Here is a 23,965-nt window from a genome sequence, read left to right as displayed (position 1 = left end):
CTGTCCTCAGAGCTTTCATCTCGCCCTGCCGTTGGGCGAGACGGAAGGTTTTCTGCATGAAACGCGACGCCGGGGTCTCCTCGCCCCGTTCTTGCGGGGAGAGGTAAGGTGAGGGGCAGCGCAACTTCAACGGCAGGCACAAAAGCTCAATGGTGTCGAACACCTTGAAAGGGGTAGGTCCGAACACCCCGTCTCGCGTGGTGATCGGTCAATCATTCCGCTCAGACGGCATGGCTCAGGGCGCCTGATAGGCGGGCGGCGGCTCGAACAGCCCGCCGCGGCGGATTTCCAGGGCGCGGCCGATGCGTAGGGCCAGGGCTTCCTCGAAGCGTGGTACCGCGATCTGCAGGGCGGTCGGCAGGCCGGTCCCGACGAGGCCGGTGGGGACGCTGAGCGCGGCCATGTCCATCAGGTTGACGAAGCGCGTGAAGGTGCCGAGCGGCGTCTTCGTCTCGTCGATCTCGGCAAGCGGCGGCGGCAGGATCGGAGCCGTGGGCGTCAGCAGCGCATCCGCGCCCTCCAGATAAGCGGCGAACTCGATCTGTGCGGCACGCCGCTGCTCCAGGAGATCCTGGTAGCGGGCACCGTCGATCTCCCGACCCTTGAGGATGCGCGACCGTACGTCCGGATGCACCGGGCTATCGTCAGGCCCGGCATAGCGGCCGAGATGGTGCCAGGATTCGGCCGACATCAATTCGCCGGTCAGCGCCATATAGGCTTCCGGCGCGCGCGGCATCGCCTTTTCCCGGATGTCTGCGCCGAGCGCCTCGAGGTCGGCGAGCGCTGCGCGGAACCGCTCGAGCACGTGGGGATCGACCCCGGCAAGGTCGCGTGGGGCAGGGATGGTGAGGCGGAGGCCGGCAAGGTCATGCTCCGGCGCGCTCGACAGCGCGACCGGCGGCACGCCGAATGTCGCCGGATCGAGCGGATCCCGCCCGGCCATGGCGGCGAAGAGAAGGGCGGCATCCTCGACCGAACGCGTGAGAGGACCGACGCTGTCGAAGGAGGTGGCGAGGGTCAGCAGGCTCCCGCGTCCGATCCGGCCGACGGTGGTCTTCAGGCCGACGATGCCGCACATCGCGGCCGGGTTGCGGATGGAGCCGCCTGTGTCGGTGCCGAGCGCTGCCGGGACCAGGCCGGCGGCAACCGCTACGCCCGATCCGCTGGAGGAGCCGCCGGGTGCCCGGGGCACATCCGGGTCCCGCGGATTGAGCGGCGTGCCGGTGATATGGTTGGTGCCCCAACCGCCGAAAGCGAATTCGACGGTCTGGACCTTGCCGACGAGCACCATGCCGGCTTCGGTCAGGCGCGTTACGGCATTGGCTGTCACGGCCTGGGGCTCGGAACCGAGCGCCCTGGAACCGGCCCTTGTCGGCCAGCCCTTGACGTGGAACAGGTCCTTGGCGGCATAGGGCACGCCGTCGAGAAAGCCCCGGCTCTCGCCGCGGCGTCGGCGCTGGTCGGAGGCGATGGCCGCCTGGAGCGCTTCCTCCGCAAAGACGCCGACAAAGGCCTGGAGCGCGCCGTCATGGGCGGCGATGCGCTCCAGGGCACGGCCTGTGATGGCTTCGGAGGTCACGCGCCCCTCCGCCAGCAGGCGGCCGAGCTCAGCGGCTGTTGCGAATGCGGAAATATCGTCTGCGCCCACGCCGGTCTCCCTCATCGGATTCGGCCAAGCAAAGCATGGCGGGACCCGACAAGGGAAGACCAAGATGGGAATGCCCATCGGGCCAGCACTGTCAGGACCTGTCCGATCCGGGCTTCGGCGAAAGGGAGGCCCCGACCGTCACGGAACGAGCAGCAGCTTGCCGGTGGTCTTGCGGCTTTCCATGTCTGCATGGGCCTTGGCCGCGTCGGCCAATCGATATTCGCCGCCGATCCGAACATCGAGCATGCCCTCCGCCAGCCAGTCGAACAATTGGGCCGAGCGCCCGCGCAGCAGTTCGGGCGTGTGGATGTGATCGAAAAAGGTTGCGTAACCGATCTTGATGCTCCGCGGCAGACTCATGATATCGAGCGGGCCGGGGCCGCCAAGGACCGGGCCATACCAGCAGAACGTGCCGGACCGGCGCAAGATGTCGAGCGAGCCCTGGAACGTGGTAGGGCCCGAACCATCATAGACGACGTGGACGCCTTCCCCGTCGGTCAGGCGCAGGACATCCTCGGCAAATCGCCCCTCGGTGTCGACGATCACATGGTCGGCGCCGGCTGCCTTGGCCATGGCCACCTTGTCCGGCGTCGAAACCCGCCCGATGACCTGGCCGCCTCGCAGCTTGATGATCTGCGTCAGCAGCAGCCCTACGCCACCGGCTGCCGCATGGACGAAGGCGATGTCGCCGGGCTGAACCGGATAGAAATCGGTGGCGAAGTGACTGGCCGTGAGCCCCTGCATCATGATCGAAGCGGCAGTCCGGTCGTCGATCGCGTCGGGCACGGGCACCAGCGCGGTGGCCGGGATTGCGATCCGTTCCGCATAGCTGCCCGGCGCATAGACCCAGGCGACGCGCTGGCCCGGCTCGAAGTCCGCGACGCCATCGCCTCGCGCCAGGACGCGGCCGGCACCCTCCACGCCCAGTATCTTGGGATTGGGCATTTCGGTCCAGGCCATGCCCTGCCTGACGCCGATATCCATGAAGTTGACGCCGGCAAAGGCGATCTCGACCAGGACCTCGCCGCGGCCAGGCACCGGTTCGGCGCGCTCGACATGGCTCAGCCTGTCGCTTCCGCCGATTCCATTCATCACGATGGCTTTCATTGATTAACTCCAATATTGAACGTTCGTTCCTGAATTATGCAAAAAAACCTAGCGCAGGGCCCTCAAGGCCATGTCGGCCAGGCTGGTTAGCATCCGGCGGTCGGCGCCGCTGCGCCCGGCAATGCGGATGCCGGCGATGCTGGCCATCAGAAATTCGGCCATCCTTTCCGGATCGAGATCGGCGGCGACGTCGCCTTCGCGCTGCGCGTCCCGGACCCGGCCGGCAAGGACACCGCCCAGGCTTCTGGCCAATGACGCATTGATCTCTGCGAGATCGGCACGAGACGCACCGAACTCGCAGACCGAACCGGTGCCGAGGCAAGGCTGATTGGCCGTGTCGGCCACCCGGCGCAGCATCGCCTTGATGCCGTCCATGCCGCGCGCACCGCTTCGCAAGGCCTCGAAATGGGCGGAGCATTCGCCCAACCCATAGCGGCGCACTGCGGCGCAATAGAGCTGCCACTTGTCGCCGAAGGCGGCGTAGAGGCTTTGCCGGCCGATACCCATGGCATCGACGAGCATCTGGGCCGAACTGCCTTCGAAGCCATGTTCCCTGAACACGCCGATCGCGGCATCGAGCGCGGCGTCGGTGTCGAATTCCCGTAATCTTGCCATGTTGATCATCTAGATATTCGGGAACGAATGTTCAAGAAAAAATTTTGAAAGGGCACGCTGCTTTCGCCCGTTGCATCGAAGCCATTCCATATCGAGACATGGAACTGTGTGCTCCAGAAAGCCGTCATCCGAAGGTAAAGGCATAGGCTTCGACGCCGGGGTCGAGAAAGCGGACCTCGAAAGTCCGAGCCGCCACCCCGCCGGACTGGCGCAGGAGCTGGTAGAGCCGCGTTTCGGCGACCAGGCCGTTTCCTTGCGCATCGATATCGGCCCCATGGTCGGGACCGGGAGCCTTGCCGTCGACGCTGACCTGGAAGCGCACGGGCTTGCCGGCAGCACCGGGACCGAGCACGAGATGCAGGTCACGGGCGCTGAAGCGATAGGTGATGCCGCCGCCTGCCTTGTCGAGAACCGCCCGTTCGGCGCCGACGGTCCAAGTGCCCGACAAACCCCATTGGTTGAGCCCGGGATCAGCGACGGAATAGTCGCGGGTCGCGTCGGGCGACACCCGTTCCGCCGAGGCGAAATTGTCGGCGCGGCCATAGCCGAGATAGGTCTCCTGCGAACCGAGATTGCTCAGATCGGGACTGGCCTCGGCGCCCTTCGCCGTGGGTGCGACCGCTTCTTTCGCCAGCTTGTCGCTGCCGGCTTCGCGCAGCAGATCCTGGATCGCCTGCTCGGTCTGGCGGTAATTGCCCTCGCCGAAATGGTGGTAGCGGATCTGGCCACGCGCATCGATCAGATAGAAGGCCGGCCAATAGCTGTTCCCGAAGGCGCGCCAGATGCGATAGTCGTTGTCGACGGCCACCGGATAGGCGATGCCGAAATCCTCGACCGCCTGCCTGACATTGTCGAGCTTCTTCTCGAAGGCGAATTCGGGCGCATGCACGCCAACGACCACCAGTCCCTCGTCCTTGTATCTCTCAGCCCAGGCGCGGACATAGGGCGTGGTACGGATGCAGTTGATGCAGGAATAGGTCCAGAAATCGACGAGCACCACCTTGCCGCGCAATTGCTCCGTGTCGAGGGCCGGCGAGTTCAGCCAGGCGACGGCGCCGTCGAGCGACGGGGCCTTGCTCTCGATGGGAAGCGTGCTGCGGAAGGGCGTCTGCGCCTTGGCGCTCGCGATCAGCATGCCGCTGCCGGCGAGACCGGATGCCATGGCGGTCCGCGGATCCACATGCAGCCTGTCGAGGATGGCCTGCTCGATGCTCACGGTACCGGCATAGGAGAGGCGCGCCAGCAGGCCGGTGTCGAGGCCGAGGGCGATCACGCCGACGCCGGCCAGGACCGCGATGCCCAGGCCCTGCCGAATGCGCGCGCTGATGCCGAGCGAACGCTTCATGCCGGCAAGCAGCCTGCCGCCGACCAGGAGGGCACCGGCCAGCGAGGTGGCGGCGCCGCCGGCATAGGCGAGCAGCAGCAGCGTCGTCTCGGCATTGGCCCCCTGAAGCGCTGCGCCCGTCAGCACCAGGCCGAGGATCGGGCCGGCACAGGGCGCCCAGAGCAGGCCCGTTGCCACGCCGAGAATGAGCGAACGGGCGGCCGTTGACCTGCCTGAGGTCGTGGACGTGCTGTGCAGGCGATTGCCGAAGTCGACGATCGGCAAGGTGATCGCACTGGCGAGGCGTGGCGAGAGCAGGCTCAGGCCGAATATGGCAAGAAGCGCGATGGCGGCGAGGCGCCCGAACTCGTTGGCCTGGATGGCCCAGCTCCCGCCGACGGCCGCCAAAGTCGCCACCAGCGCGAAGGTGCAGGCCATGCCGGTGAGCATGGGCAGCGTCCCGCGCAGGAAGGGTTGCCCGGTCCGGGCAAACACGAAAGGAAGGATGGGGAGGATGCAGGGGCTGAGAATGGTCAGAACGCCCCCGAGATAGGCAATGGCAAGCAGGGCCATCATCGTCTCCTGTGCAATCGGATTGCCGTGCCCAGTCGTGTAGGGCGCCGGCAGGAAGGCCCCGATCTGGCAGGGACGAGGTATCTCGGATGTGTCGATGGCGGCAGCTTCTTGTACCCGATTGTAGAAGGAGGCCTGCCTTGCCACACAACGACACAAAGGCCTTGGAGGCCGCGGTCACGGTCGCCTCGATGTCCCGATTGTATCGCAACGTATCCGCAGCTGCTGATCCTACATGCGTATGCAATCATCCCGGGCAGGGGACATATCGGGGATACATCGCGATGTCTCTTCTGTCTGGTGCGAAAGGGAGAGGACAGGGCAGGGTATTTCTGCGTTTCGTGCGAGCTTTCTCGCCAACGAAGAAGTAATGGTGCAGCGATGTAATCTTACCGCACGAAAAACGGAAAGTTCAGGCATGGAACATGTCGACCACATCTTGATCGTCGATGACGACAGCGAAATCCGCGATCTGGTGTCGAGCTATCTCAAGAAGAACGGCCTGCGTGCGTCGGTCGCAGCCGACGGGCGCCAGATGCGCAGCTTCCTCGATGCCAATACGGTCGACCTGATCGTGCTCGACGTGATGATGCCGGGTCAGGATGGCCTCGTGCTCTGCCGCGAATTGCGGGCCGGAAAGCACAAGGCGACACCGATCCTGATGTTGACGGCCCGCAGCGACGAGATGGACCGCATCATCGGTCTGGAAATGGGCGCCGACGACTATCTGCCCAAGCCCTTCGCCGCCCGCGAACTCCTGGCGCGCATCAATGCCGTCCTGCGACGAACCCGGATGCTGCCGCCCAACCTGCAGATCAGCGAGGCCGGCCAGCTCCTGACCTTCGGCGAATGGCGGCTCGACACCGTCGGCCGCCACCTCCTTGACAGCCAGGGGACCGAGGTGGCGCTGAGCGGGGCCGAATACCGGCTGCTGCGCGTTTTCATCGACCACCCCCAGCGTGTCCTCAACCGTGACCAACTCCTGAACCTCACCCAGGGCCGCGATGCCGACCTGTTCGACCGCTCCATCGACCTTCTGGTCAGTCGCCTGCGTCAGCGGCTGGGCGATGACGCGCGCGAGCCGACCTACATCAAGACGGTTCGCAGCGAGGGCTATGTTCTCTCCGTTCCCGTCGAGATCTCGGAGCCCAGGTCATGATGGTCGATGGCGCGTTCCGCCCGCTGTGGTGGCCCAAGAGCCTTCGCGCCCGACTGTTCCTGATCCTGCTGGCGGGTCTGGCGATCGCCTATGGCCTGTCCTTCGGCATCCTCTATGCCGAACGCTATATGTCGGCGAAGGCGTTGATGCTGCGCACGCTGGAAAACGATGTCGCGACCTCGATCGCCGTGCTCGATCGGACGCCGGCGAGCGAAAGGCCGGAGTTGCTGGATTGGCTGAGCCGCGGCAATTACAACCTCACCCTGGGGCCCGGCCTGGCCGGTGTGCCCAACACTTCCAGCCATGGCCAGGAAATCGCGGCCAAGCTGGAAAGCGCGGCCGGGTCCCGTTTCCCGCTGCGCATCGAAGCCATACCGGGCGAGGGCAACCGCCTGCAGGCCCATCTGACCTTGAGTGATGGCAGCCCGCTGACCATCGAGATCACGCCGCGCGGTGTCATGCCGATCGCGGACTGGCTGCCCTATGTCCTGGTCCTGCAGATGGCGCTTTTGCTGCTGTGCACCTGGTTTGCCGTCAGGCAGGCTATCCGCCCGCTCGGCGACCTGGCGGCCGCCGCCGATGCCCTCGATCCCACCAGGAAGAGCGTTCCGCTCAGCGAGGCCGGACCAAGCGAGGTTGCCCATGCGGCCCGGGCCTTCAATGCGATGCGCGAACGCATCGCCCATTATCTGGAGGAACGTGTCCAGATTCTCGCCGCGATCTCGCATGACCTGCAAACGCCGATCACCCGCATGCGGCTCAGGGCCGACATGGCCGACGATTCACCGGAGAAGGACAAGCTGGTGCGGGACCTGCGCGAAATCGAACGCCTGGTCCAGGACGGCATCGCCTATGCGCGCAGCTCGCATAGCAGCGGCGAGAAGGCGGCCCGTATCGATCTCGCCTCCTTCATCGACAGCATCGCCTATGACTATCAGGACACCGGCAAGGCGGTGACCGTCGTCGGCTATGTCGATGGCGTCGCTTCCACCAAGCCGCATGCGCTGCGGCGCATTCTCTCGAATTTCATCGACAATGCGTTGAAATTTGCAGGTGCCGCCGAGGTCGGCGTGGAGCGCAGTGCCGACGGCAAGACCATCATCACGGTGCTGGATCGCGGCCCCGGCATCCCCGAAGACATGCTGAAGGCGGCCATGCAGCCCTTCTTCCGGCTGGAACAGTCGCGCAATCGCGAGACCGGCGGCACAGGCCTTGGCCTTGCCATCGCCCAGCAGCTGGCAGGGACCCTCGGCGGCGCCGTCCGACTCTACAATCGCAATGGCGGAGGGCTGGCGGCGGAAGTCGTCATCCGGTGAAGGCCTGGGTGTCTTCCAAGGCTTTCAGGCATTGCGGTATGCCAGCATGTCGATCTCGTCCGAAGCTACGATCTGTTACATTTCCGGCTTTTTCGGAAACATGCCGGACAAACGCTCCTTCCAAAACACGCCGGTCTTTCCGATGCCGCAGAGGGCGGTATCGACAACCCCACTGGACAGGAGTGTATCATGACCAAGATCGACAAGGTTCTCTATACCGGCCGGACCCACACCACTGGCGGTCGTGACGGGGCCACGCGCAGTGACGATGCCCGGCTCGACATCAAGCTGTCGCCCCCCGGCAGCAGCCAGCCCGGCACCAATCCCGAGCAGTTGTTTGCAGCGGGCTGGTCGGCCTGCTTCATCGGCGCCATGGGTCTTGCCGCGGGCAAGCGCAAGCTGAAGCTCCCGACGGATGCGGCCGTGAATGCGGAAGTCGATCTCGGCACCACCGACGGTGCTTATTTCCTGCAGGCGCGCCTGAAGGTCAGCCTGCCGGGCCTCGATCATGAGCTTGCACAGGCCATTGTCGAGGAAGCCCACCAGACCTGCCCCTATTCGAAGGCGACGCGCGGCAACATCAATGTCGAGCTTTCCCTCGTTTGAGGGCAAAGTTCTTCGTCCCGCCCGCCTTTTCCATCTCCAACCGACAGGGCGCGGCGTTGCCGCGCCCGACGAGGTTTCCAATGAAACGGATCACGATTTGCATTCTGGGCCTGGCGATCCTGGCAGCTTCCTGCGTCTATGAGCCTGCCTCCAGCGAACCATCGCCCCTTGCAGGGTTGCTGGCCTTTTCAGGAGTGCCGGCCCCCGGCCTGCCGCGATGACCGGCAGGTGACGCGAGGGGCCGCTCGGTCACGCATTGGCGTCCTTGCAAGACCGAGTTTGGCAAGGATCGGAGTGCTCGTCTTTCGCACAATCCGTCAAATCATAAAACGCTCCGGATGCTTGTGCACAAGGCTCGGGATATGGTGAGTTGTCACCGTTGAGTCTTTGATCGCCTGCTCGCGCGATGGCCGCCGTATGGAGTCGAGTTTGCCCTCTATCGTTTCGCAGCCTGTCGTAGCCTCCCTGACGGGCAGTGCGATATTTCTGGTGGTGACGGTCCAGCCTGGCGCGGAGGCGGAGGCGGCGATCCGGGCGTTGTGCGCGGATCTGTCGGGTCTGTTGCGGGCGGTGGGGTTCCGGGACCTGGAGGGGCGGCTGTCCTGCGTGATGGGCCTGGGCTCTCAGATGTGGGACCGTCTGTTCGGGGCGCCCCGGCCGAAGGAGCTGCACCCTTTCCGCGAGATCCACGGTGTGCATCATGCGGTGTCGACGCCGGGGGACATCCTGTTTCACATCCGCGCCCGGCGCATGGATCTTTGCTTCGAACTGGCGGCGCAGATCATGGCGCGGATCGGGGAGGCGGCGGCCAATGTGGACGAGGTGCACGGCTTCAAATATTTCGACGACCGCGACCTGATCGGCTTTGTCGACGGCACCGAGAACCCGGTCGAGCAGGCGGCGGTGGATGCCACCCTGATCGGCGAGGAGGATGCGGCCTTTGCCGGCGGCAGCTATGTGATCGTGCAGAAATACCTGCATGACCTGGCGGGCTGGAACCGGCTGCCGGTGGAGATGCAGGAGCGGATCATCGGGCGTGCCAAGCTGTCGGACATCGAGCAGGAGGATGCGCTCAAGGCGCCCTATGCCCACAATGTCCTGACCTCGATCGAGGAGGATGGCGAGGCGCTGGAGATCCTGCGCGACAACATGCCGTTCGGCGATGCGGGCAAGGGTGAGTTCGGCACCTATTTCATCGGCTATGCCCGTTCGCCCCGCCGGATCGAGCAGATGCTGGAGAACATGTTCATCGGCCGCCCGCCGGGCAATTACGACCGGCTGCTGGATTTCAGCCGGGCGGTGACGGGTTCGCTGTTCTTCGTGCCCTCGGCGACGTTCCTGGACGATGTGGCGGCCGCTGCCGGCGCACCGGCAGCGGGCGAGGCGGCCCCGCCGGAGCCCGAGGCGGCGGCAAGTCCCGGCTTACGCCCGTCCGGCGGCGATGGTTCGCTCGGCATTGGATCGCTCAAGAGGAAGGCAGACCATGAATAATCTCCATCGGGAGCTGGCACCGATCTCCGAGGCTGCGTGGGGGCAGATCGAGGAAGAGGCGGCGCGCACCCTCAAGCGCCATCTGGCGGCGCGGCGGGTGGTCGACCTCGAGGGCCCGCAAGGTCTGGCGGCCTCGGCGGTGGGAACCGGCCATGTCCGCCCGCTGGCCGGGCCTGGCGAGGGTATCGAGGCGGTGCAGCGGGAGGTGAAGGCGCTGGTCGAGCTGCGAGTCGGCTTCGAACTCGCCCGCTCGGCGATCGACGATGTGGAGCGGGGGGCGCTCGACTCGGACTGGTCGCCGCTGAAGGAGGCGGCGCGCAAGCTGGCCTTTGCCGAGGATCGGGCGGTGTTCGACGGCTTTGCCGCGGCCGGGATCGGGGGCATCCGCCCGGGTCTCAGCAACCCGGCGCTGACGCTGCCGGCCCAGGTGAAGGCCTATCCGGATTTGGTGGCGCAGGCGGTGAGCCAATTGCGGCTGGCGGGGGTGGAGGGCCCCTATGCGCTGGTGCTGGGGGGCGATGCCTATACGGCGGCGGCCGGGGGCAGCGATGACGGCTATCCGGTGTTCCACCATGTCGAGCGCCTGGTCGACGGGCCGGTGATCTGGGCCCCGGCGATCGAGGGTGGGCTGGTGCTGACGACGCGGGGCGGGGATTTCGAGCTCTCCGTGGGCCAGGACATCTCCATCGGCTATGCCAGCCATTCGGCGACCTCGGTGCAGCTCTACTTCCAGGAAAGCCTGACCTTCCGCCTGCTCACGGCCGAAGCAGCCGTCGCCCTCCTGCACGCCAAGAAATAGGGCGGGTTCCATCCGAGGGCCATGCGGCTCTCAAAAATGCGCAAAATCGTCGCCCGGGCGGATATAGATCCAGTCAATGCCTGCTCGGTCGGCCCATCTGATCGTGCTGGCGAGCAGATCGTTCAATAAATGGAAGGCCCCGATCGGGACGGAGGGCACGCTGTCGCCGGTGGATGTGGCGCTGTTGATCGACCAGACCGGGCCTTGTCTGGTGATCAGGACCCAGTCCCCCCGCTGCGTGGGGTATTCGTTGTCCTTCAGCCATTTGACTTCCGCCATGCTAAGCTCCCCCTATGGTGTTGCCCCGCGTCGGCTCGACCACCGTGGATGATCTGGTCGGGTCCCCCCTTCCACCGCCATCCCGGCGGCCGAGAATGCCGCCAGGCGTCAGAACAACGCAATGACGCTCTTGAGCGTGACCCAAAGACCCCAGAAAATCGGGATGGCGACAGCGGCCCAGGCGAGCAGGGCTTTGCCGTCCAAGCCGCCCTTGCCGATCCCGAAGGACCCGGTCGTGCCGTTCTGGCCAGAGGCGGGCGCATCCTGAAGGGCTGCAACCTCGGCCTCTGACATGAACCACTTGTCTGCCAATGGTCGCACCAATGTATTGGCAATCAGGCCGAGCGCCAGCATCCCGGCAAGAATGTACATGGTGAAATCATAGACTTGCGCGCGTGACACGCCGGCCGCCAGCTGGAATTCGCGTATGTAGTTGACGATCACCGGCCCGAATATGCCGGCCGTCGCCCAGGCCGTCAGCAGCCGGCCATGGATGGCACCGACGAATTGCGTCCCGAAAATGTCGGCGAGATAGGCCGGTACGGCTGCAAATCCCCCGCCATACATGGAAACGATGACGCAGAAGATCGCCACGAACAAGAGCTGGCTGCCGGAATGCGCCGCGGATGGTGCCGCCGCATAAAGCGCGATGCCAAGCAGGAAAAAGACGTAATAGGTGTTCTTCCGGCCAATCTTGTCCGAAAGCGAGGCCCAGAAGAAACGGCCGCCGATGTTGAACAGAGAAAGCAGCCCGGCAAATCCGGCGGCTATCGCCGCGATCGCGACCTTCTGATCGGCTGAGAGCTTGTCGAAGCTCAGGTCCGGCAGACCGAGCAGCCGGCCGCCGAAGATCTCCTGCAGCATGGGCGAGGCCATGCCGATCACCCCGATGCCCGCCGACACGTTGAGACACAGCACCAGCCAGATCAGCCAGAACTGCCTGGTCTTGTGGGCGTTCCTCAGGTGGACGTGGCGGGTGGTGATCATGGAGCGCCCGGCCGCGGAGGGCGGGGACCAACCCTCGGGGCGCCATCCCGGCGGCGGAATCCGGTAGCCCAGCGCGCCGGCCATCATGAAGGCAAAATAGATCGTGGCCATGACGACGAAGGTCTGCCAGACGCCGATGCTGTCCGTTGTCTTGAAGGCGCCCATCAGGAGATTGGCGAGCGGAGCGCCGATCATGGCGCCGCCGCCAAAACCCATGATCGCCATGCCGGTTGCCATGCCGCGCCGGTCCGGGAACCATTTGATGAGGGTCGAGACCGGCGAGATATAGCCAAGGCCCAGCCCGATGCCGCCAATGACGCCCGCACCGAGCCACATCAGCCACAATTGGTGGAAGATGACGCCGACTGCGGCCAGCAGCATGCCGCCGCACCAGCACAGGGCGGATACCACCCCGGCCTTGCGCGGGCCGGCTCTTTCCAGCCAGCCGCCCCAAATGGCCGCCGAGCAGCCGAGCAGCACGAAGAACAGCGTGTAGATCCAGCCCAGATCCGACACGCGCCAGTTGCAGTTCGTGGTAAACAAGGCGGCCACGAGGCTCAGATCAGGACATCGAGCCGACGGGGCGGGACCAAGGGCCTGCGAGAGCGGCAGCCAGAACACGCTGAAGCCGTAGGCCATACCGATACACAGATGAATGGCCAACGCCGCAGGTGGCACCATCCAGCGATTGAAGCCCGGCCTGGCGATGATCCTTTGCCGATCGAGAAATCCGGCTTTCCGTGGCGCAGACAATACGTCATCCGGTGTGTCCACATCCGTTGTCATGATAATTCCGCCCTGTCTTCTCAGCATCCCGTCGGCTGTGCTTGTCGATGTGATCCGGCCCATCGTTTGGCGGGGCTGGTGCTCGGCTCAAAGCCGTTGGCATGGCGTCAGCAAGACGCGTGCCATCCAACATGGTGAGCAATATCAATGGATTACGGGGCCGGAGGCCGGCGATTGCGGGCAATCTGTCCGAGACGGCGAACAAAATGTCCGGCCGGGCCGCGTTCGCGTGCGATCGCCAACCATGGCGGTCCTAGTGCAAATACGGGTGTCGCCAAGCCTTATAGTCGCCAGGCCTTAAAAGCGCCGAAAGCCGCGGACCAGTGCTGCAGTGGGGCGCTCGATGCGGGCGAGTCGTGTGCCGGCAGCGAGCACTGTCATTGCGATGTGTTTGGACGTTTTGTCCACGCCGGGGCTGACAATTTGTCTGAAATTGGAAGACCCCGCGTGGCAAAAGCTCGGATCTCCCACCGTTTTTGTTTTGGCATGCGTGTTGCTTTGCGACTGGCAAGGCAACAATGCCGGCCTTTGTCAGCCGCTCCGCCCGGACTCGCGGCGCGGCCGGGCTCGGCAATCGTGACAGAATGCCGGAGCGCGCAATTCGCATACTAACGAACGGGAGGAAAGACGATGAAATTGCAGCGGCTACAAAGCAAAGCGAACCTCGACAATTTCGTCATTCAGGATGCGGATATCGATCACTCCTATGACCCGCTGAAACCCCCACCCGGGGGCTCGGCCTGGATGCTGTGCGTCATAAACATCACCGATGTCGCCTATGAGTATGCGGCACTTGCCGAGCGTGGCGGTTCCTACGGCAAGTGGTTCAGGATCCCGGTGACCGGCAAGACCTGCCAAACAGACTATGACGAGTGTCTGCGGACGGGAGGATGGAAGGCCATCTTGAACCTGCCGAGGGCGGCTGCGCCTTTCGACCTTCGGCTGGCGACCGGCCGTGACGGCATCGGCAATGCGACGGGAACGGAATTCCTCGGGATCGAGCCGGATGGCGCCTGCGATGGCGGGGTGGTCGGAATTGATCGCTTATTCTGAAACAGGGCCGATACGAGCTCCAATTGGTGCCGTGCCGACGTCGCCGACGAAGGCCCGATTGCAAGCCAGAGGCGGAGACACTGCGACCTGCTCCCGGAAAACTCCAGCGTCCGCTGGCTCAAGATCGGAAAGGCATGTCAATGGGTGGAAAATTCCAGTCCAACTGCCTGGCTCTGCGGGAGCAGGATCGGAGGAACCCCCACGCAACACCAAGACGGGCAGCCGGTCTTTGCTTCCAAACCGCGACAAATTCGGGACGTCGATTTGTCCTGTTCGACGGCAGGCGTGTTAGATTGGTCGATCCCGATCGACCGGAGATATCGACATTCCGGTCATGCCGTGATCTTTCGCGGCAGGGTGCGCACCCAATCCTCGATCTTGTCGTGAAAAACGCCGCTGTCCGATTCCTGCACTGTCCCGTCGGGGCACAAGATCGCATAAGGCTCCGAACAAATAACGCCTTCTGCCACCGGCTCGGACCAACTGGCCAGACCCTCGTCGTCGAGGGTGATCTGCCAAGCAACAACAGGCGAACGGCCAAAGCCCCGCATGTTCCCTGGCTGTGGCCAAATCACATAATATCCGGCGGCCGCAGCAATAACTCGAATCGTCATCTTGGTTCCTTCCTCCTTCCTAATAGTTCGGTGTCTGCTTCAATCGAGACAGAAGGAAACGGAATAGAAAGTGCCTGCAAATTTCGAACCTCCCGCCGGGAAATTGGGCCTGACGGCGAAGTCGGGCCGTGCAGCATTTCCTGGAGAACCGTTCTTCGGCGCCGCGAGTTTCGGATCGGCTGGGGCGCGGCGACACATCACTTCAAATCGCTCCTCTACTAAGCCCTAGATTGCGGCGGAAAGCCGGCAAGTGCCACCTGAAATTGTGGATTATCGCCTATCCATAAGTCGGTGCCGGACGGGATTTCGCTACTCAAAAGCGGTAATATCGTTGTCGGCGACAGATTGTTTGCGACGTTGCGGGAGCGCTTGATGCCGCATCATTGCGAGGCCTGAGGGCACGTATCGGCAGGACCAGCGACAGGGCGACCGGTTGGATCGTGCGATCCGGAGTTCGAGTATTGGCATTTCTGTTGCGTGGGGGAGCAACGGCCTTCTCAATCCCGATGAGCAAGGCGCTTCCATCGTCGGCCCGGTCGAGGCGGGCGAGCAGATCAGGCTCAGCGAGACGGCGGAGCCGTTGAAAGCCAAGCCAACAGGAAGCCACGTCAACGGCGAGGGCTAGCTGCGGCGCCTTGGAGGCCGGGCTGCATTGTGACGACTGAATCTTGGAAGAAAACTCGGCGTGACCTGTTGCCGCGATGATCTATCACGACCGGCGGCTGGCTGCTCCGGATATCTGCCCTCGCGGGTCTCTTTCGACCGGGATAGGGGCAGATACGATGCTAGAGGGCGGGTATGGACGATCCGGCCGATATCTTTACATGCCGGCCGATCGATCTGCCGACCGTATTTCGCCGCACGCCTCTGTTCAGTCGATGGCAAGTTTGCGGAAAGTCGCCGGCGGTTGACCAACTGTCTTCGAGAACACCCTTGTGAAGTGCACGTGATCGGAAAATCCGCATTCTGCGGCGACCCGCACCACGGGCATCGCTGTCTTTGCCAGCAGATAGCGCGCACGCTGGATTCGGCTATGCAGAAGATATTGGTAAGGCGTCGTGCCGGTGGCTTGCTTGAACAGATGAGCGAAATGGCCGGTCGACAATCCGCTGCCCTCGGCTAGGTCGGTCAGTGTCAGCTTCTGGCTCATGCGGCTTTCGACCATCTCGCGAAAGCGTGCGATCTGACTCTTGGTAAGCTCTCCGGAGGTGTCTTCCGAAGGTTGTGGCGATCGCAGATTCGAATATTTGCGCAGCACGTGGCAGGCCGCCGCGCGTGCGAGATGTTCGACGTAAGGCTGGATTCCTTCCAGTTCCAGCTCCATTGCGTCATCGATGGCTGTGACCAATCCCTCGAGCAGAGGATCCATGAAAGCCAGCCTGCCGATGACGTCGATGGACGTCATGCGGTTTTGCGTCATCTCACCCGCGATCTCGCTCAACAGCGAGTTTCTCAGATAAAGATGGGTGGTGTGAACACGTCTGTCCCACTTCAGCCGGACCGGTTGGTTCGGTGCCAGAATGTTCAACTGGCCGGGATGAAGATAGGCCTTGTATTCCTGCGATTGGACATTGCAAATCAGCCGCGTGGAGCCGGATCTCGTCAGGCTGACCAGAAGGTGCGGGCTCGCTCGGAAGGTGCCCTCGTTGGGATCTTCAATCTGTTTGGAAATATATATGTTGCCCCAATTTCGACCGGCGCTCGTCCGGAGAGTGCGGCAGGATTCGAGGTCGCCGAAACTGTGAGTTTCCTCCAGAGGGAACTCGTTCGAGGCGGTATCAGCCTCGTGCTCGATCAGAAGGTTCTGTGCCGATGACATCGCACAAAAGCTTTGCTGCCGAGAGATTTCTTGGGCGAGCGGGTGAACCTGAGGGGTCGTCATTGCAACCTCACTGCATTGAATCCAACCGGCCAATCTTGCCGGAGGATCATTCCAGACAGATCAAACCAATTCCCACTCCGCTCTCTCACATAGAAGATTTTTATTAAGTTTCTATCTGACGTTTGGTCGCATGGTTAAGATGGATATGAAATTGGCCAAGGTTTCCCATTTGTGAGACTTATTGTCGTAAGATTTTCACTAAGGGTTCTCGGCGTAAGCGCGACTTTACCGTTGGGGTAGGTTAGCTGCTTCAGCGCTGGGCTGCCAGCGATTTCTGCCGAAACGTTCGCTTTTCGTAGCCCGAGGCCATGTTGCAGGCCGAATTATGGTATTTTGGTACCGTTTTTACTGTCGATCGACAGTGTCATCCATATCCACGGCTGCCATCGTGGGCGCTGTGGTTGCCATATTGACCGGGGCTTTCCCGTCGGGGCGCTTGCGATGTGCAGCACAACGCCCGAGGCCAGGCATGACCCAAGCAAGGCCGGCCATGGAGCGATGGCCTCGCTGGACGGGGGCGGAACCGGCAGACATCGCCTCAGGCATTCGCGCTGGCCGCGGCATGTGACGGAGGCAGCGGCCGCCGCCGACAGTGCCGCGAGCGGGTTTGATCGCGGACATCCTCGTCGCCAGCGCCCGCCGCCCATCTTTGACTATTGTCTGGAATCGTTTGCGCAAAGTCCGAAATCAGGCATCGAGCGTTGACTCCTTTTGGGTATATGCGACGCTCATATCGCCTGAAGTAAACTCAGAGGAGACTTCCGATGCTTGATTTCTTGTTCGGCGGCACCCAAACCGCTACGACAACTACAGGCCATACTAACGTCCAGACAAACGACTATCACTATAATCACACGGGTGAGGTCACCTTTGATGACGCCTACCTTAACTTTATGGAAGGTGGCGGTCATCTTGGCATGGGAGCAGCCATGCTCGTCGGCAGTGCCTGGACCGGCATCGCGCTGACGCCTGCACTGGTGCTGGACTCGCTGCAGGCTCACGACGGCGTGCACGTCGCCTGATTGGCCACCTTGTGCGCTTGAAGAGGCGCTGCCGCTGTTGGGCCGTTGCTGACTTCAAGTGCTTGAGCGTCTTCAAAGAAGCACCAGCCGCTGCGGGGAGCCTCATGCCTCGCAGCGGCTGATTGGGATCTTTCCTCAAACTCGGAAGACGAACGTTGCGGGCAAGATATCATTCTATTGTACCAATACGCTACCAAGGAAAATCTGAATTCTTTTCGTCCCAATCGCGTTGTTGTTGGAAGATATGAAGGGACTTGGTGATGTCTTTGGCTGATGCGACTTCGTTGTTTCGATCAACAAAAAAAAGCGCTGAAACTGAGATCGGTGCAGCGGTAAGGTCACTTCGTCCGTATTTCATTGCTGTCGGCATCTTTTCGAGCACGATCAATCTGCTCTATCTCAGCTCGCCTCTTTATTTGATGCAGGTGTACAATCGCGTCTTGCGGAGCGAAAGCGTCCCGACGCTCGTCATGCTCACCATCATCTTGATCGTCGCGCTGCTTGTCATGGCCATCCTGGACGCCATGCGCGCTCAGATGCTGACACGATGCGGGATCCTGCTGGACGAAAAACTGGCGAGCCGCGTGTTTTCCGCGCTCGTGCAAAAGTCTTCGAGGAACGGCTATTCCCTTGGCGCCTTGCCGATGCGGGAATTGGACGAGTTCCGCACCTTCGTCACCGGTCCGGGTATCCATTTTGCCTTCGATGTCCCCTGGATCCCGATTTATCTCATCCTTCTCTATCTCATCCATCCCATTTTGGGCGTCGTCGCGACGGTTGGCGCATTGTTGTTGCTGGGACTCGCCTTTCTGAACGAGGCCGTCACCCGAAAGCCCATGGATGATGCTCAAGCCGCGGCCAGACGATCATTCGTCTTCACCGAGAATATCATGCAGCATGCGGATGTCATTCGCGCCATGGGGATGGAATCCGCGGTCGAGCGCCACTGGCAGGGCAGCCGGGCTGGAATGCTTTTCAGCCAAGCCTTTGCGAGCGATCGAAACGCACTGATCTCGGCCGGCATCCGGTTCACCAGATTGCTGCTTCAATCGCTGATACTCGGCACCGGCGCCTGGCTCGCGATCGATCATGCCATCAATCCCGCGACGATTTTTGCGGCCAGCATCATCATGGGGCGCGCAATCATCCCGGTCGAACAGGCCGTTTCCGCTTGGAAACAGGCAGCGACGGCCCGGACCGGCTATCAGCGCATCAGGGACCTTCTGAACGAGATCCCGGTAAGCGAGCTCAAGACGATCGTGCCGACCAACGAAACGATTCTCGATGTGAAGAACCTCTCATATCGCGTTTCGGGGCGGCCGAAGGCCGTTCTCGACGATGTGTCCTTCAAGATCGGCGAGGGCGAGGCGCTGGCGGTTGTCGGAGCAAGCGCTTCCGGAAAGAGTACGCTGGCCAAACTGCTGATCGGAGCCCTTCAGCCGGCTGGAGGCGATATCTCTTTCGGAGGGCTGAACTACGCACACTGGGATCCGGCGGAATTTGGCCGCATTACGGGATATCTGCCCCAGGATGTCGGGTTGTTTGCCGGCAGTGTCCGGGAGAACATTTCGCGGTTTAAAGATACTTCCACCGACCAGATCATGGAGGCGGCGAAGCTTGCGGGCATCCATGAGATGGTGCTGGCCTTGCCCAAACAATACGACACGATGCTCGGTCCGGGCGGGCTGGGGCTGTCGGGCGGGCAGCGCCAGCGCATCGGCCTGGCCAGGGCCTTGCTGGGGGGGCCGCGGCTGCTGGTTCTGGATGAGCCAAATGCGCATCTGGATGTGGAAGGCGTCCATGCGCTCAGCAAGGCGCTGTTCCTCATAAAGGCGCAGGGCACGGCGGTCGTCGTGGTCACCCACCAGCCCGCCATTCTCAGCGTGGTTGATACCATACTCGTGCTGAACGCCGGCAAAATCGAAAAACTCGGGCCGCCGCAGAGTTTCGCGGCTCCCGTTCTGCAGAGGTGAGGGACAGACCATGACCGCCATCTCCGTTCCTGGCAGCATCACCTATCGCAATCCGTGGCGCCCGGCCGTCTGGGGTGCGGTGTCGTTGCTGGCCTTCGTGCTGCTGGTCATCGTGTGGGGGTATGTGGCACCGCTATCGAGCGCGGCGATCGCCGAGGGCAGCCTGCAGGTGCAGGCGCAGAGGCAATCGGTGGCACACCCTTATGGCGGCGTCATCTCCAAGCTTCTGGTCTCGGAAGGCCAGCGCGTCGAACGAGGTCAACCACTGATCGAACTCGACGGAACGGAGTCCCAGGCAAAGCTCGACATCGCCCAGGCCGAGGTCGTGAACCTGGTTGCCCGCCAGGCACGCCTGTTCTGTGAGCGTGACAATGAAGATACCAGTTGCCTGGAGAAGTTTCGGAAAGAAGCCCGCTCGTCGGGGGCGATGGAAGAGACAATTGCCAACGAGTCCGCAGTCTTGGCTTCGCGGGCACATCAATATGAGGCCGAGAAGGGCATACTCGTATCCCGGCTGGCCCAGCTTCGCGAGAAGATCGCCGGACTGAACGCACAGAAGGAAGGACTTTCCAGGCAGAATGCCTCGCTCGTGGAAGAGACGGCAGGTGTCCAGAAGTTGGCGGCCTCAGGTTTTGCGCCCAAGACGCGTCTTCTCGAACTGGATCGGTCGGCGGCCCGTATGCTCGCCGACATAGGCTCGCGCACGGCCGATATTGCCACGGCAATGCAGGAAACCGGCGAGGCTGAACTCGCCATTGCCAAATTGGACCGCCAGCGCATCAACGAGATCGTCGATCAGATCCGGACAACCCAGTCTTCGCTGGCGGAGGCATTGCCGAAACTCAAGGCGGCGCAGGATGTGGTGAACCGAACGGTGATCAAATCGCCTGTCAGCGGTTCGATCGTCGATCTGTCGGTGTTCACGGAAGGTGGGGTGGTTCAGGCTGGGCAAAAGCTGATGGACGTCGTTCCCGCTGACAATCCGTTCATTGTCGAGGCCCAGTTGCCGCTTTCCGACATCAACGGCGTCAAGACAGGCGCGACAGCCAGCATCTGGCTGACGGGTGTGCCCAGAAATGAGCGCCCACCGCTACAGGGCGAAATAATCAGCGTTTCTGCGGACAAAATCACGGATTCGCGGACTGGGCGTAGCTATTTTGCCATCCGCGCCAAGATCAATCCCGATGATCTCAGCAAGTCGGCAGTTTCCTTGCAAGCAGGAATGCCGGCCGAAGTCGTTGTCACGAACGGGTCGCGAACCCTGATTGGGTATCTGCTTGGACCGCTTCTTGATGAAGTGGGACACGCGTTTCGAGAAAAGTGAGGATCTGCCATGGTATACCTGGAGAAGTTGAACGATCTCAAAGGCCGCCGTTCGGATACCAAGGCGAAAACCGGCAACGCGGACAATCCGCTGAATTTTGCGCTTGCGGCGGGCGCCGTGGGATTGGGGATTGCGCTGCTCGAGTCCGAGCAGGCCGCGGCCAATTCAGACCCCAAATCCGGTTTGTCACATGACGATCGTCGTGTGTCGGATACCCCCGCTGCTGCGGAACAGGCCAAGGCCGGCGTCGATCACTCGGCAACGGCTGATCACCCAATTCACAACGAGGCGAATAATGGACCGGCCGCCACAAATGGCGCCGAGGTCAATGTGCAGGCGGCAAGCTCTCCCCCTTCAGAGAACTCCCCCGATGGTTTGCCGCGGGGGGCGGAATCCGCGCACGCATCGGCTACAGCTGCGCATGGAAGTGCAGGAAGTTACGCAGCCGGCGCATTGATCGGGACTGCACTGGCGGATGACGCCCTGTCGGCAACGCTATCCCACTCCAGTTCGGGAGAAGGCGGATTAGCTGCAGTGACGCACCCGATATCGGCCGTTACTGGCCTGCTCGCTGAGGCTTTGACTCCCGTCGAACACATATTGGAGCCGGTCAGCCTGGCCGTCACCGGTCCACTCGCGGAGGCTCTGGCTCCCGTCGGACAAGTATTGGAGCCGGTCACTGACGTCGTACATGACCTGCTTGGAGATAACGGCGTGCTACCCGTCTCGCTGGATATCGGCGAGACGGTGAAAGAGGTTTTGGGCCCGGATGGCATCATCGGCAGTTTGATCGGCGGTGACGGCAACATCATCAAGGGTCTGGTCGATCCCGGCAATAGCCTGGATACCGTCGTGACCAAGGTTACCAGTTTGGCGGGCGGCGATGACGGCAATATTCTCCATGCCTTGGCCGATACCGGCAAAGAAGGCCTGGATGGCGTGGTTGGCAAAGATGGCCTCGTCGGCAGCATCCTCGGCAGTGGCGGGGTTCTTGCCGGTTTGACCGGCGGCCAGGACGAAACGCCAAGCCAGTCGACCGACAATGGCGGCCATCATGATAGCAATAACCTTGATGGCCTGGCCGATGCCGGCAAAGAAGGCCTGGATGGCGTGGTTGGTAAGGATGGCATCGTCGGCGGCCTCCTTGGTAGTGGCGGGGTCCTTTCCGGCCTGACTGGCGGCCATGACGATCCGTCAAGTCAGCCCAACAATGGCAGCCATAACAGCACGAGTCCCGTAGCAACGGCCGCGCATGAAAGCACCCCGGCCCCCGCAACGGAATCAGTCTCGGCAACGGAAACTGCTGCAGCGACGACACATGCGGCGGCGGAGACGCCGACTGATATGTTCGCTGCGACACATGCGGCACTACAGATCACGGAAGGGGTCGCCCATGCTCTCACTCCGATACTCACTTTTGTCGGCCAGCCATTCATCGATGATGATGGGCATACCGATACGGATCATTCACACCACGCTTCGACCCACCACGCTGCTTGATTGCGGCGGTGTGGGATGATGCTTTCGGATACACGGTCATCCCGGTTGCACGTCTGCTGATGGCTTGATGGCCGATGAGTGCATCGGCCAGAGCACTGCAGACGGACGTCGTCGATTGCCAATGAACTGCGCTTCGGGGCCGAATTCGGTTCGTGCGAACGATGTTTCATGCCCTGGATATGGGTGCAGATGAGAGAACCGTTTCAGTCAATACTTCTAGGGAATAGACAATGACGTCGCCCTGCATATGTGACAAGGTTGAGTAACGTTGCAGGGAAATCCGTCAAAATCGGAGATCCATATGATTGATTATATGGAATAGGAATCGCCAAGACTTAAGAATCTCGGCGTTCTTGCGTAGATCGCAATAGAGCGATCCGGCTCCGACATAAACTACAGAGGCTTTTTGAAGTGAACCGTTCATTCGGTTTGCCAAGGTGGCGAGCCGTGAGCGTTATCGTGTGCGCAATTTCGTTGAGGAAGCGACGAACGCGGCAAAGCTCAACTATGCCGGCTTCATCTGCTCGAGCCGGTCAGAATTTAGTCGACTTTCTTTTACGAGACCCCCGCCGGCGGACAGCGTCAACCGTTGGTACTGCGGAAGATAACAAGAGGCACTAGCAGGAGTACGTACCATGTCTAGGATCAGCAGGCGTTCTCACTTCTTCCTGTCCACCGCAACGATTGCACTGCTGTCGGCATTCGTCTCTCATGGAGACGAGGCCAGTGCCGCCGGAGTCGGAGTGGGCGGTGGCTCATCCGGCGGTCTGGGCGGTTCGGGTGGGGGGCTTGGTGGAGCCTCGGTGGGCGGCCGCTCAACGGGTGGTGGGCTATCTGTTGGCGGTGGCGCTTCAGTCGGTGGCAAAGCGACTGGCGCCGGACCATCCGTCGGCGGCAGGGCCAGCGCCGGTGCTTCAGTCGGCGGCAAGGCCAGTGGTGGCGCTTCGGTTAGCGGCAAAGCATCAGTCGGTGGCAAAGCGACCGGCAGCGGACCATCCGTCGGCGGCAAGGCCAGTGCTTCAGTCAGTGGCAAAGCGTCGGTCGGCGGCAAAGCGGCCGGTCGCGGACCGTCCGTGGGCGGCAAGGTCAGTGCCGGTGCTTCGGCTGGCGGCAAAGCTTCAGTCGGTGGCAAAACGACCGGTCGCGGGCCGTCCGTGGGCGGCAAGGTCAGTGCCGGTGCCTCGGCTGGCGGCAAAGCATCAGTCGGTGGCAAAACGGCCGGTCGCGGACCGTCCGTGGGCGGCAAGGTCAGTGCCGGTGCTTCGGCTGGCGGCAAAGCATCAGTCGGTGGCAAAACGACCGGTCGCGGGCCGTCCGTGGGCGGCAAGGTCAGTGCAGGTGCCTCGGCTGGCGGCAAAGCATCAGTCGGTGGCAAAACGACCGGCCGTGGACCATCCGTCGGAGGTAAGGTTGGCGGAGGAATCTCGATTGGTAGTGGCGCCTCGGCTGGCGGTGGTGTGTCAGCTGGCGGTGGCGTCTCGGTGGGCGGGATCGGTGGCACGCTTGGCGGTGTCGTCGGCGGACTGACGGGCGCGATTGGCGGTATCGGTGGCATTGGTGGCGAGGGCGGCCTAGGCGGCACGCTCGGCGGTGCGGTCGGCGGCCTCACGGGCGGGATCGGTGGCACGGTCGGCGGCCTGACTGGCGCGATTGGTGGTGTCGGTGGTATTGGCGGCGAGGGTGGCCTGGGTGGCACCCTCGGTGGCGCAGTTGGTGGCCTCACGGGCGGGATCGGTGGCACGGTCGGCGGCCTGACCGGCGCGATTGGCGGTATCGGCAGCATTGGCGGCGAGGGTGGCCTGGGCGGCACGCTCGGCGGTGCGGTCGGCGGCCTCACGGGCGGGATCGGTGGCACGGTCGGCGGTCTGACCGGCGCGATTGGCGGTATCGGTGGCATTGGCGGCGAG

Annotated in this window: 19 protein-coding genes and 1 pseudogene; 11 read left to right on the top strand and 9 right to left on the bottom strand. The window is 62.6% G+C overall.

Annotation, left to right across the window (positions count from 1 at the left end):
• Positions 1-235 precede the first annotated feature (235 nt).
• The 4 genes from ABXS05_RS15550 to ABXS05_RS15535 all read right to left on the bottom strand — a co-directional run bounded on the left by ABXS05_RS15550 (position 236) and on the right by ABXS05_RS15535 (position 5,267).
• On the bottom strand, positions 236-1,648 hold the full coding sequence (locus tag ABXS05_RS15550; RefSeq protein WP_367624533.1) for an amidase: 1,413 nt from the start codon (positions 1,646-1,648) through the stop codon (positions 236-238).
• Between the two features lie 138 nt (positions 1,649-1,786).
• Entirely contained in the window at positions 1,787-2,755 is a 969-nt protein-coding gene (locus tag ABXS05_RS15545; protein WP_367624532.1) for a quinone oxidoreductase family protein, read from the bottom strand.
• A gap of 48 nt (positions 2,756-2,803) precedes the next feature.
• The gene (locus ABXS05_RS15540) at positions 2,804-3,370 is read right to left on the bottom strand and encodes a TetR/AcrR family transcriptional regulator (protein WP_311943616.1); all 567 of its coding nucleotides are present in this window, start codon (positions 3,368-3,370) and stop codon (positions 2,804-2,806) included.
• Between the two features lie 124 nt (positions 3,371-3,494).
• Positions 3,495-5,267: a cytochrome c biogenesis protein DipZ gene (locus ABXS05_RS15535; protein WP_367624531.1), complete on the bottom strand. Its 1,773-nt coding sequence runs from the start codon at positions 5,265-5,267 to the stop codon at positions 3,495-3,497.
• 418 nt (positions 5,268-5,685) lie between these two features.
• On the opposite strand from ABXS05_RS15535, the gene ABXS05_RS15530 reads away from it, so the two are divergent.
• The 5 genes from ABXS05_RS15530 to ABXS05_RS15510 all read left to right on the top strand — a co-directional run bounded on the left by ABXS05_RS15530 (position 5,686) and on the right by ABXS05_RS15510 (position 10,638).
• Positions 5,686-6,426: a response regulator gene (locus ABXS05_RS15530; RefSeq protein WP_068287811.1), complete on the top strand. Its 741-nt coding sequence runs from the start codon at positions 5,686-5,688 to the stop codon at positions 6,424-6,426.
• Positions 6,423-7,742, top strand: coding sequence for an ATP-binding protein (locus ABXS05_RS15525; protein ID WP_367624530.1), 1,320 nt, complete (start codon positions 6,423-6,425; stop codon positions 7,740-7,742). The genes ABXS05_RS15530 and ABXS05_RS15525 overlap by 4 nt, the downstream gene beginning before the upstream one ends.
• A gap of 189 nt (positions 7,743-7,931) precedes the next feature.
• Positions 7,932-8,348: an organic hydroperoxide resistance protein gene (locus tag ABXS05_RS15520; protein WP_367624529.1), complete on the top strand. Its 417-nt coding sequence runs from the start codon at positions 7,932-7,934 to the stop codon at positions 8,346-8,348.
• Positions 8,349-8,765: 417 nt separating this feature from the next.
• Positions 8,766-9,839, top strand: coding sequence for a Dyp-type peroxidase (locus ABXS05_RS15515; protein ID WP_367624528.1), 1,074 nt, complete (start codon positions 8,766-8,768; stop codon positions 9,837-9,839).
• On the top strand, positions 9,832-10,638 hold the full coding sequence (locus ABXS05_RS15510) for a family 1 encapsulin nanocompartment shell protein (RefSeq protein WP_367624527.1): 807 nt from the start codon (positions 9,832-9,834) through the stop codon (positions 10,636-10,638). The genes ABXS05_RS15515 and ABXS05_RS15510 overlap by 8 nt, the downstream gene beginning before the upstream one ends.
• A 30-nt stretch (positions 10,639-10,668) precedes the next feature.
• On the opposite strand, the gene ABXS05_RS15505 is transcribed toward ABXS05_RS15510, so the two are convergent.
• A complete protein-coding gene (locus ABXS05_RS15505; protein ID WP_367624526.1) occupies positions 10,669-10,917 on the bottom strand; it encodes a hypothetical protein in 249 nt (82 codons plus the stop codon).
• 108 nt (positions 10,918-11,025) lie between these two features.
• On the bottom strand, positions 11,026-12,690 hold the full coding sequence (locus tag ABXS05_RS15500) for an OFA family MFS transporter (RefSeq protein WP_367624525.1): 1,665 nt from the start codon (positions 12,688-12,690) through the stop codon (positions 11,026-11,028).
• Positions 12,691-13,320: 630 nt separating this feature from the next.
• On the opposite strand from ABXS05_RS15500, the gene ABXS05_RS15495 reads away from it, so the two are divergent.
• Entirely contained in the window at positions 13,321-13,743 is a 423-nt protein-coding gene (locus ABXS05_RS15495; RefSeq protein ID WP_367624524.1) for a hypothetical protein, read from the top strand.
• Positions 13,744-14,075: 332 nt separating this feature from the next.
• On the opposite strand, the gene ABXS05_RS15490 is transcribed toward ABXS05_RS15495, so the two are convergent.
• The gene (locus ABXS05_RS15490) at positions 14,076-14,357 is read right to left on the bottom strand and encodes a hypothetical protein (RefSeq protein WP_311944904.1); all 282 of its coding nucleotides are present in this window, start codon (positions 14,355-14,357) and stop codon (positions 14,076-14,078) included.
• Positions 14,358-14,790: 433 nt separating this feature from the next.
• On the opposite strand from ABXS05_RS15490, the gene ABXS05_RS15485 reads away from it, so the two are divergent.
• Positions 14,791-14,982, top strand: coding sequence for a hypothetical protein (locus ABXS05_RS15485; protein ID WP_311944902.1), 192 nt, complete (start codon positions 14,791-14,793; stop codon positions 14,980-14,982).
• Between the two features lie 246 nt (positions 14,983-15,228).
• Here ABXS05_RS15485 and ABXS05_RS15480 read toward each other — a convergent pair whose 3' ends face one another.
• Positions 15,229-16,239, bottom strand: a complete 1,011-nt coding sequence (locus tag ABXS05_RS15480) for a helix-turn-helix domain-containing protein (protein ID WP_367624523.1) — start codon at positions 16,237-16,239, stop codon at positions 15,229-15,231.
• A gap of 764 nt (positions 16,240-17,003) precedes the next feature.
• Here ABXS05_RS15480 and ABXS05_RS15475 point away from each other — a divergent pair.
• The 4 genes from ABXS05_RS15475 to ABXS05_RS15460 all read left to right on the top strand — a co-directional run bounded on the left by ABXS05_RS15475 (position 17,004) and on the right by ABXS05_RS15460 (position 22,058).
• On the top strand, positions 17,004-17,261 hold the full coding sequence (locus ABXS05_RS15475) for a hypothetical protein (RefSeq protein WP_311944900.1): 258 nt from the start codon (positions 17,004-17,006) through the stop codon (positions 17,259-17,261).
• A gap of 260 nt (positions 17,262-17,521) precedes the next feature.
• Complete coding sequence (locus ABXS05_RS15470; protein ID WP_311944898.1) at positions 17,522-19,234, top strand: type I secretion system permease/ATPase; 1,713 nt, start codon at positions 17,522-17,524, stop codon at positions 19,232-19,234.
• A gap of 10 nt (positions 19,235-19,244) precedes the next feature.
• Positions 19,245-20,558 carry an HlyD family type I secretion periplasmic adaptor subunit gene (locus ABXS05_RS15465; protein ID WP_367624522.1) on the top strand — a complete coding sequence of 438 codons (1,314 nt, stop codon included), beginning with the start codon at positions 19,245-19,247 and terminating at the stop codon, positions 20,556-20,558.
• Positions 20,559-20,567: 9 nt separating this feature from the next.
• Positions 20,568-22,058 (top strand): hypothetical protein, encoded by a 1,491-nt coding sequence (locus ABXS05_RS15460; RefSeq protein WP_367624521.1) that lies wholly within the window; start codon positions 20,568-20,570, stop codon positions 22,056-22,058.
• A gap of 1,571 nt (positions 22,059-23,629) precedes the next feature.
• On the opposite strand, the pseudogene ABXS05_RS15455 reads toward ABXS05_RS15460, so the two are convergent.
• Positions 23,630-23,965 (bottom strand): annotated as a pseudogene (locus ABXS05_RS15455) (hypothetical protein); the annotation flags it as partial.

The sequence above is a fragment of the Labrys neptuniae genome, assembly GCF_040797145.1.
Classification (GTDB): Bacteria; Pseudomonadota; Alphaproteobacteria; order Rhizobiales; family Labraceae; genus Labrys; species Labrys neptuniae.
Note: the sequence above shows the minus strand (reverse complement) of the source record. Positions and strands in the feature narration are given on the sequence as shown.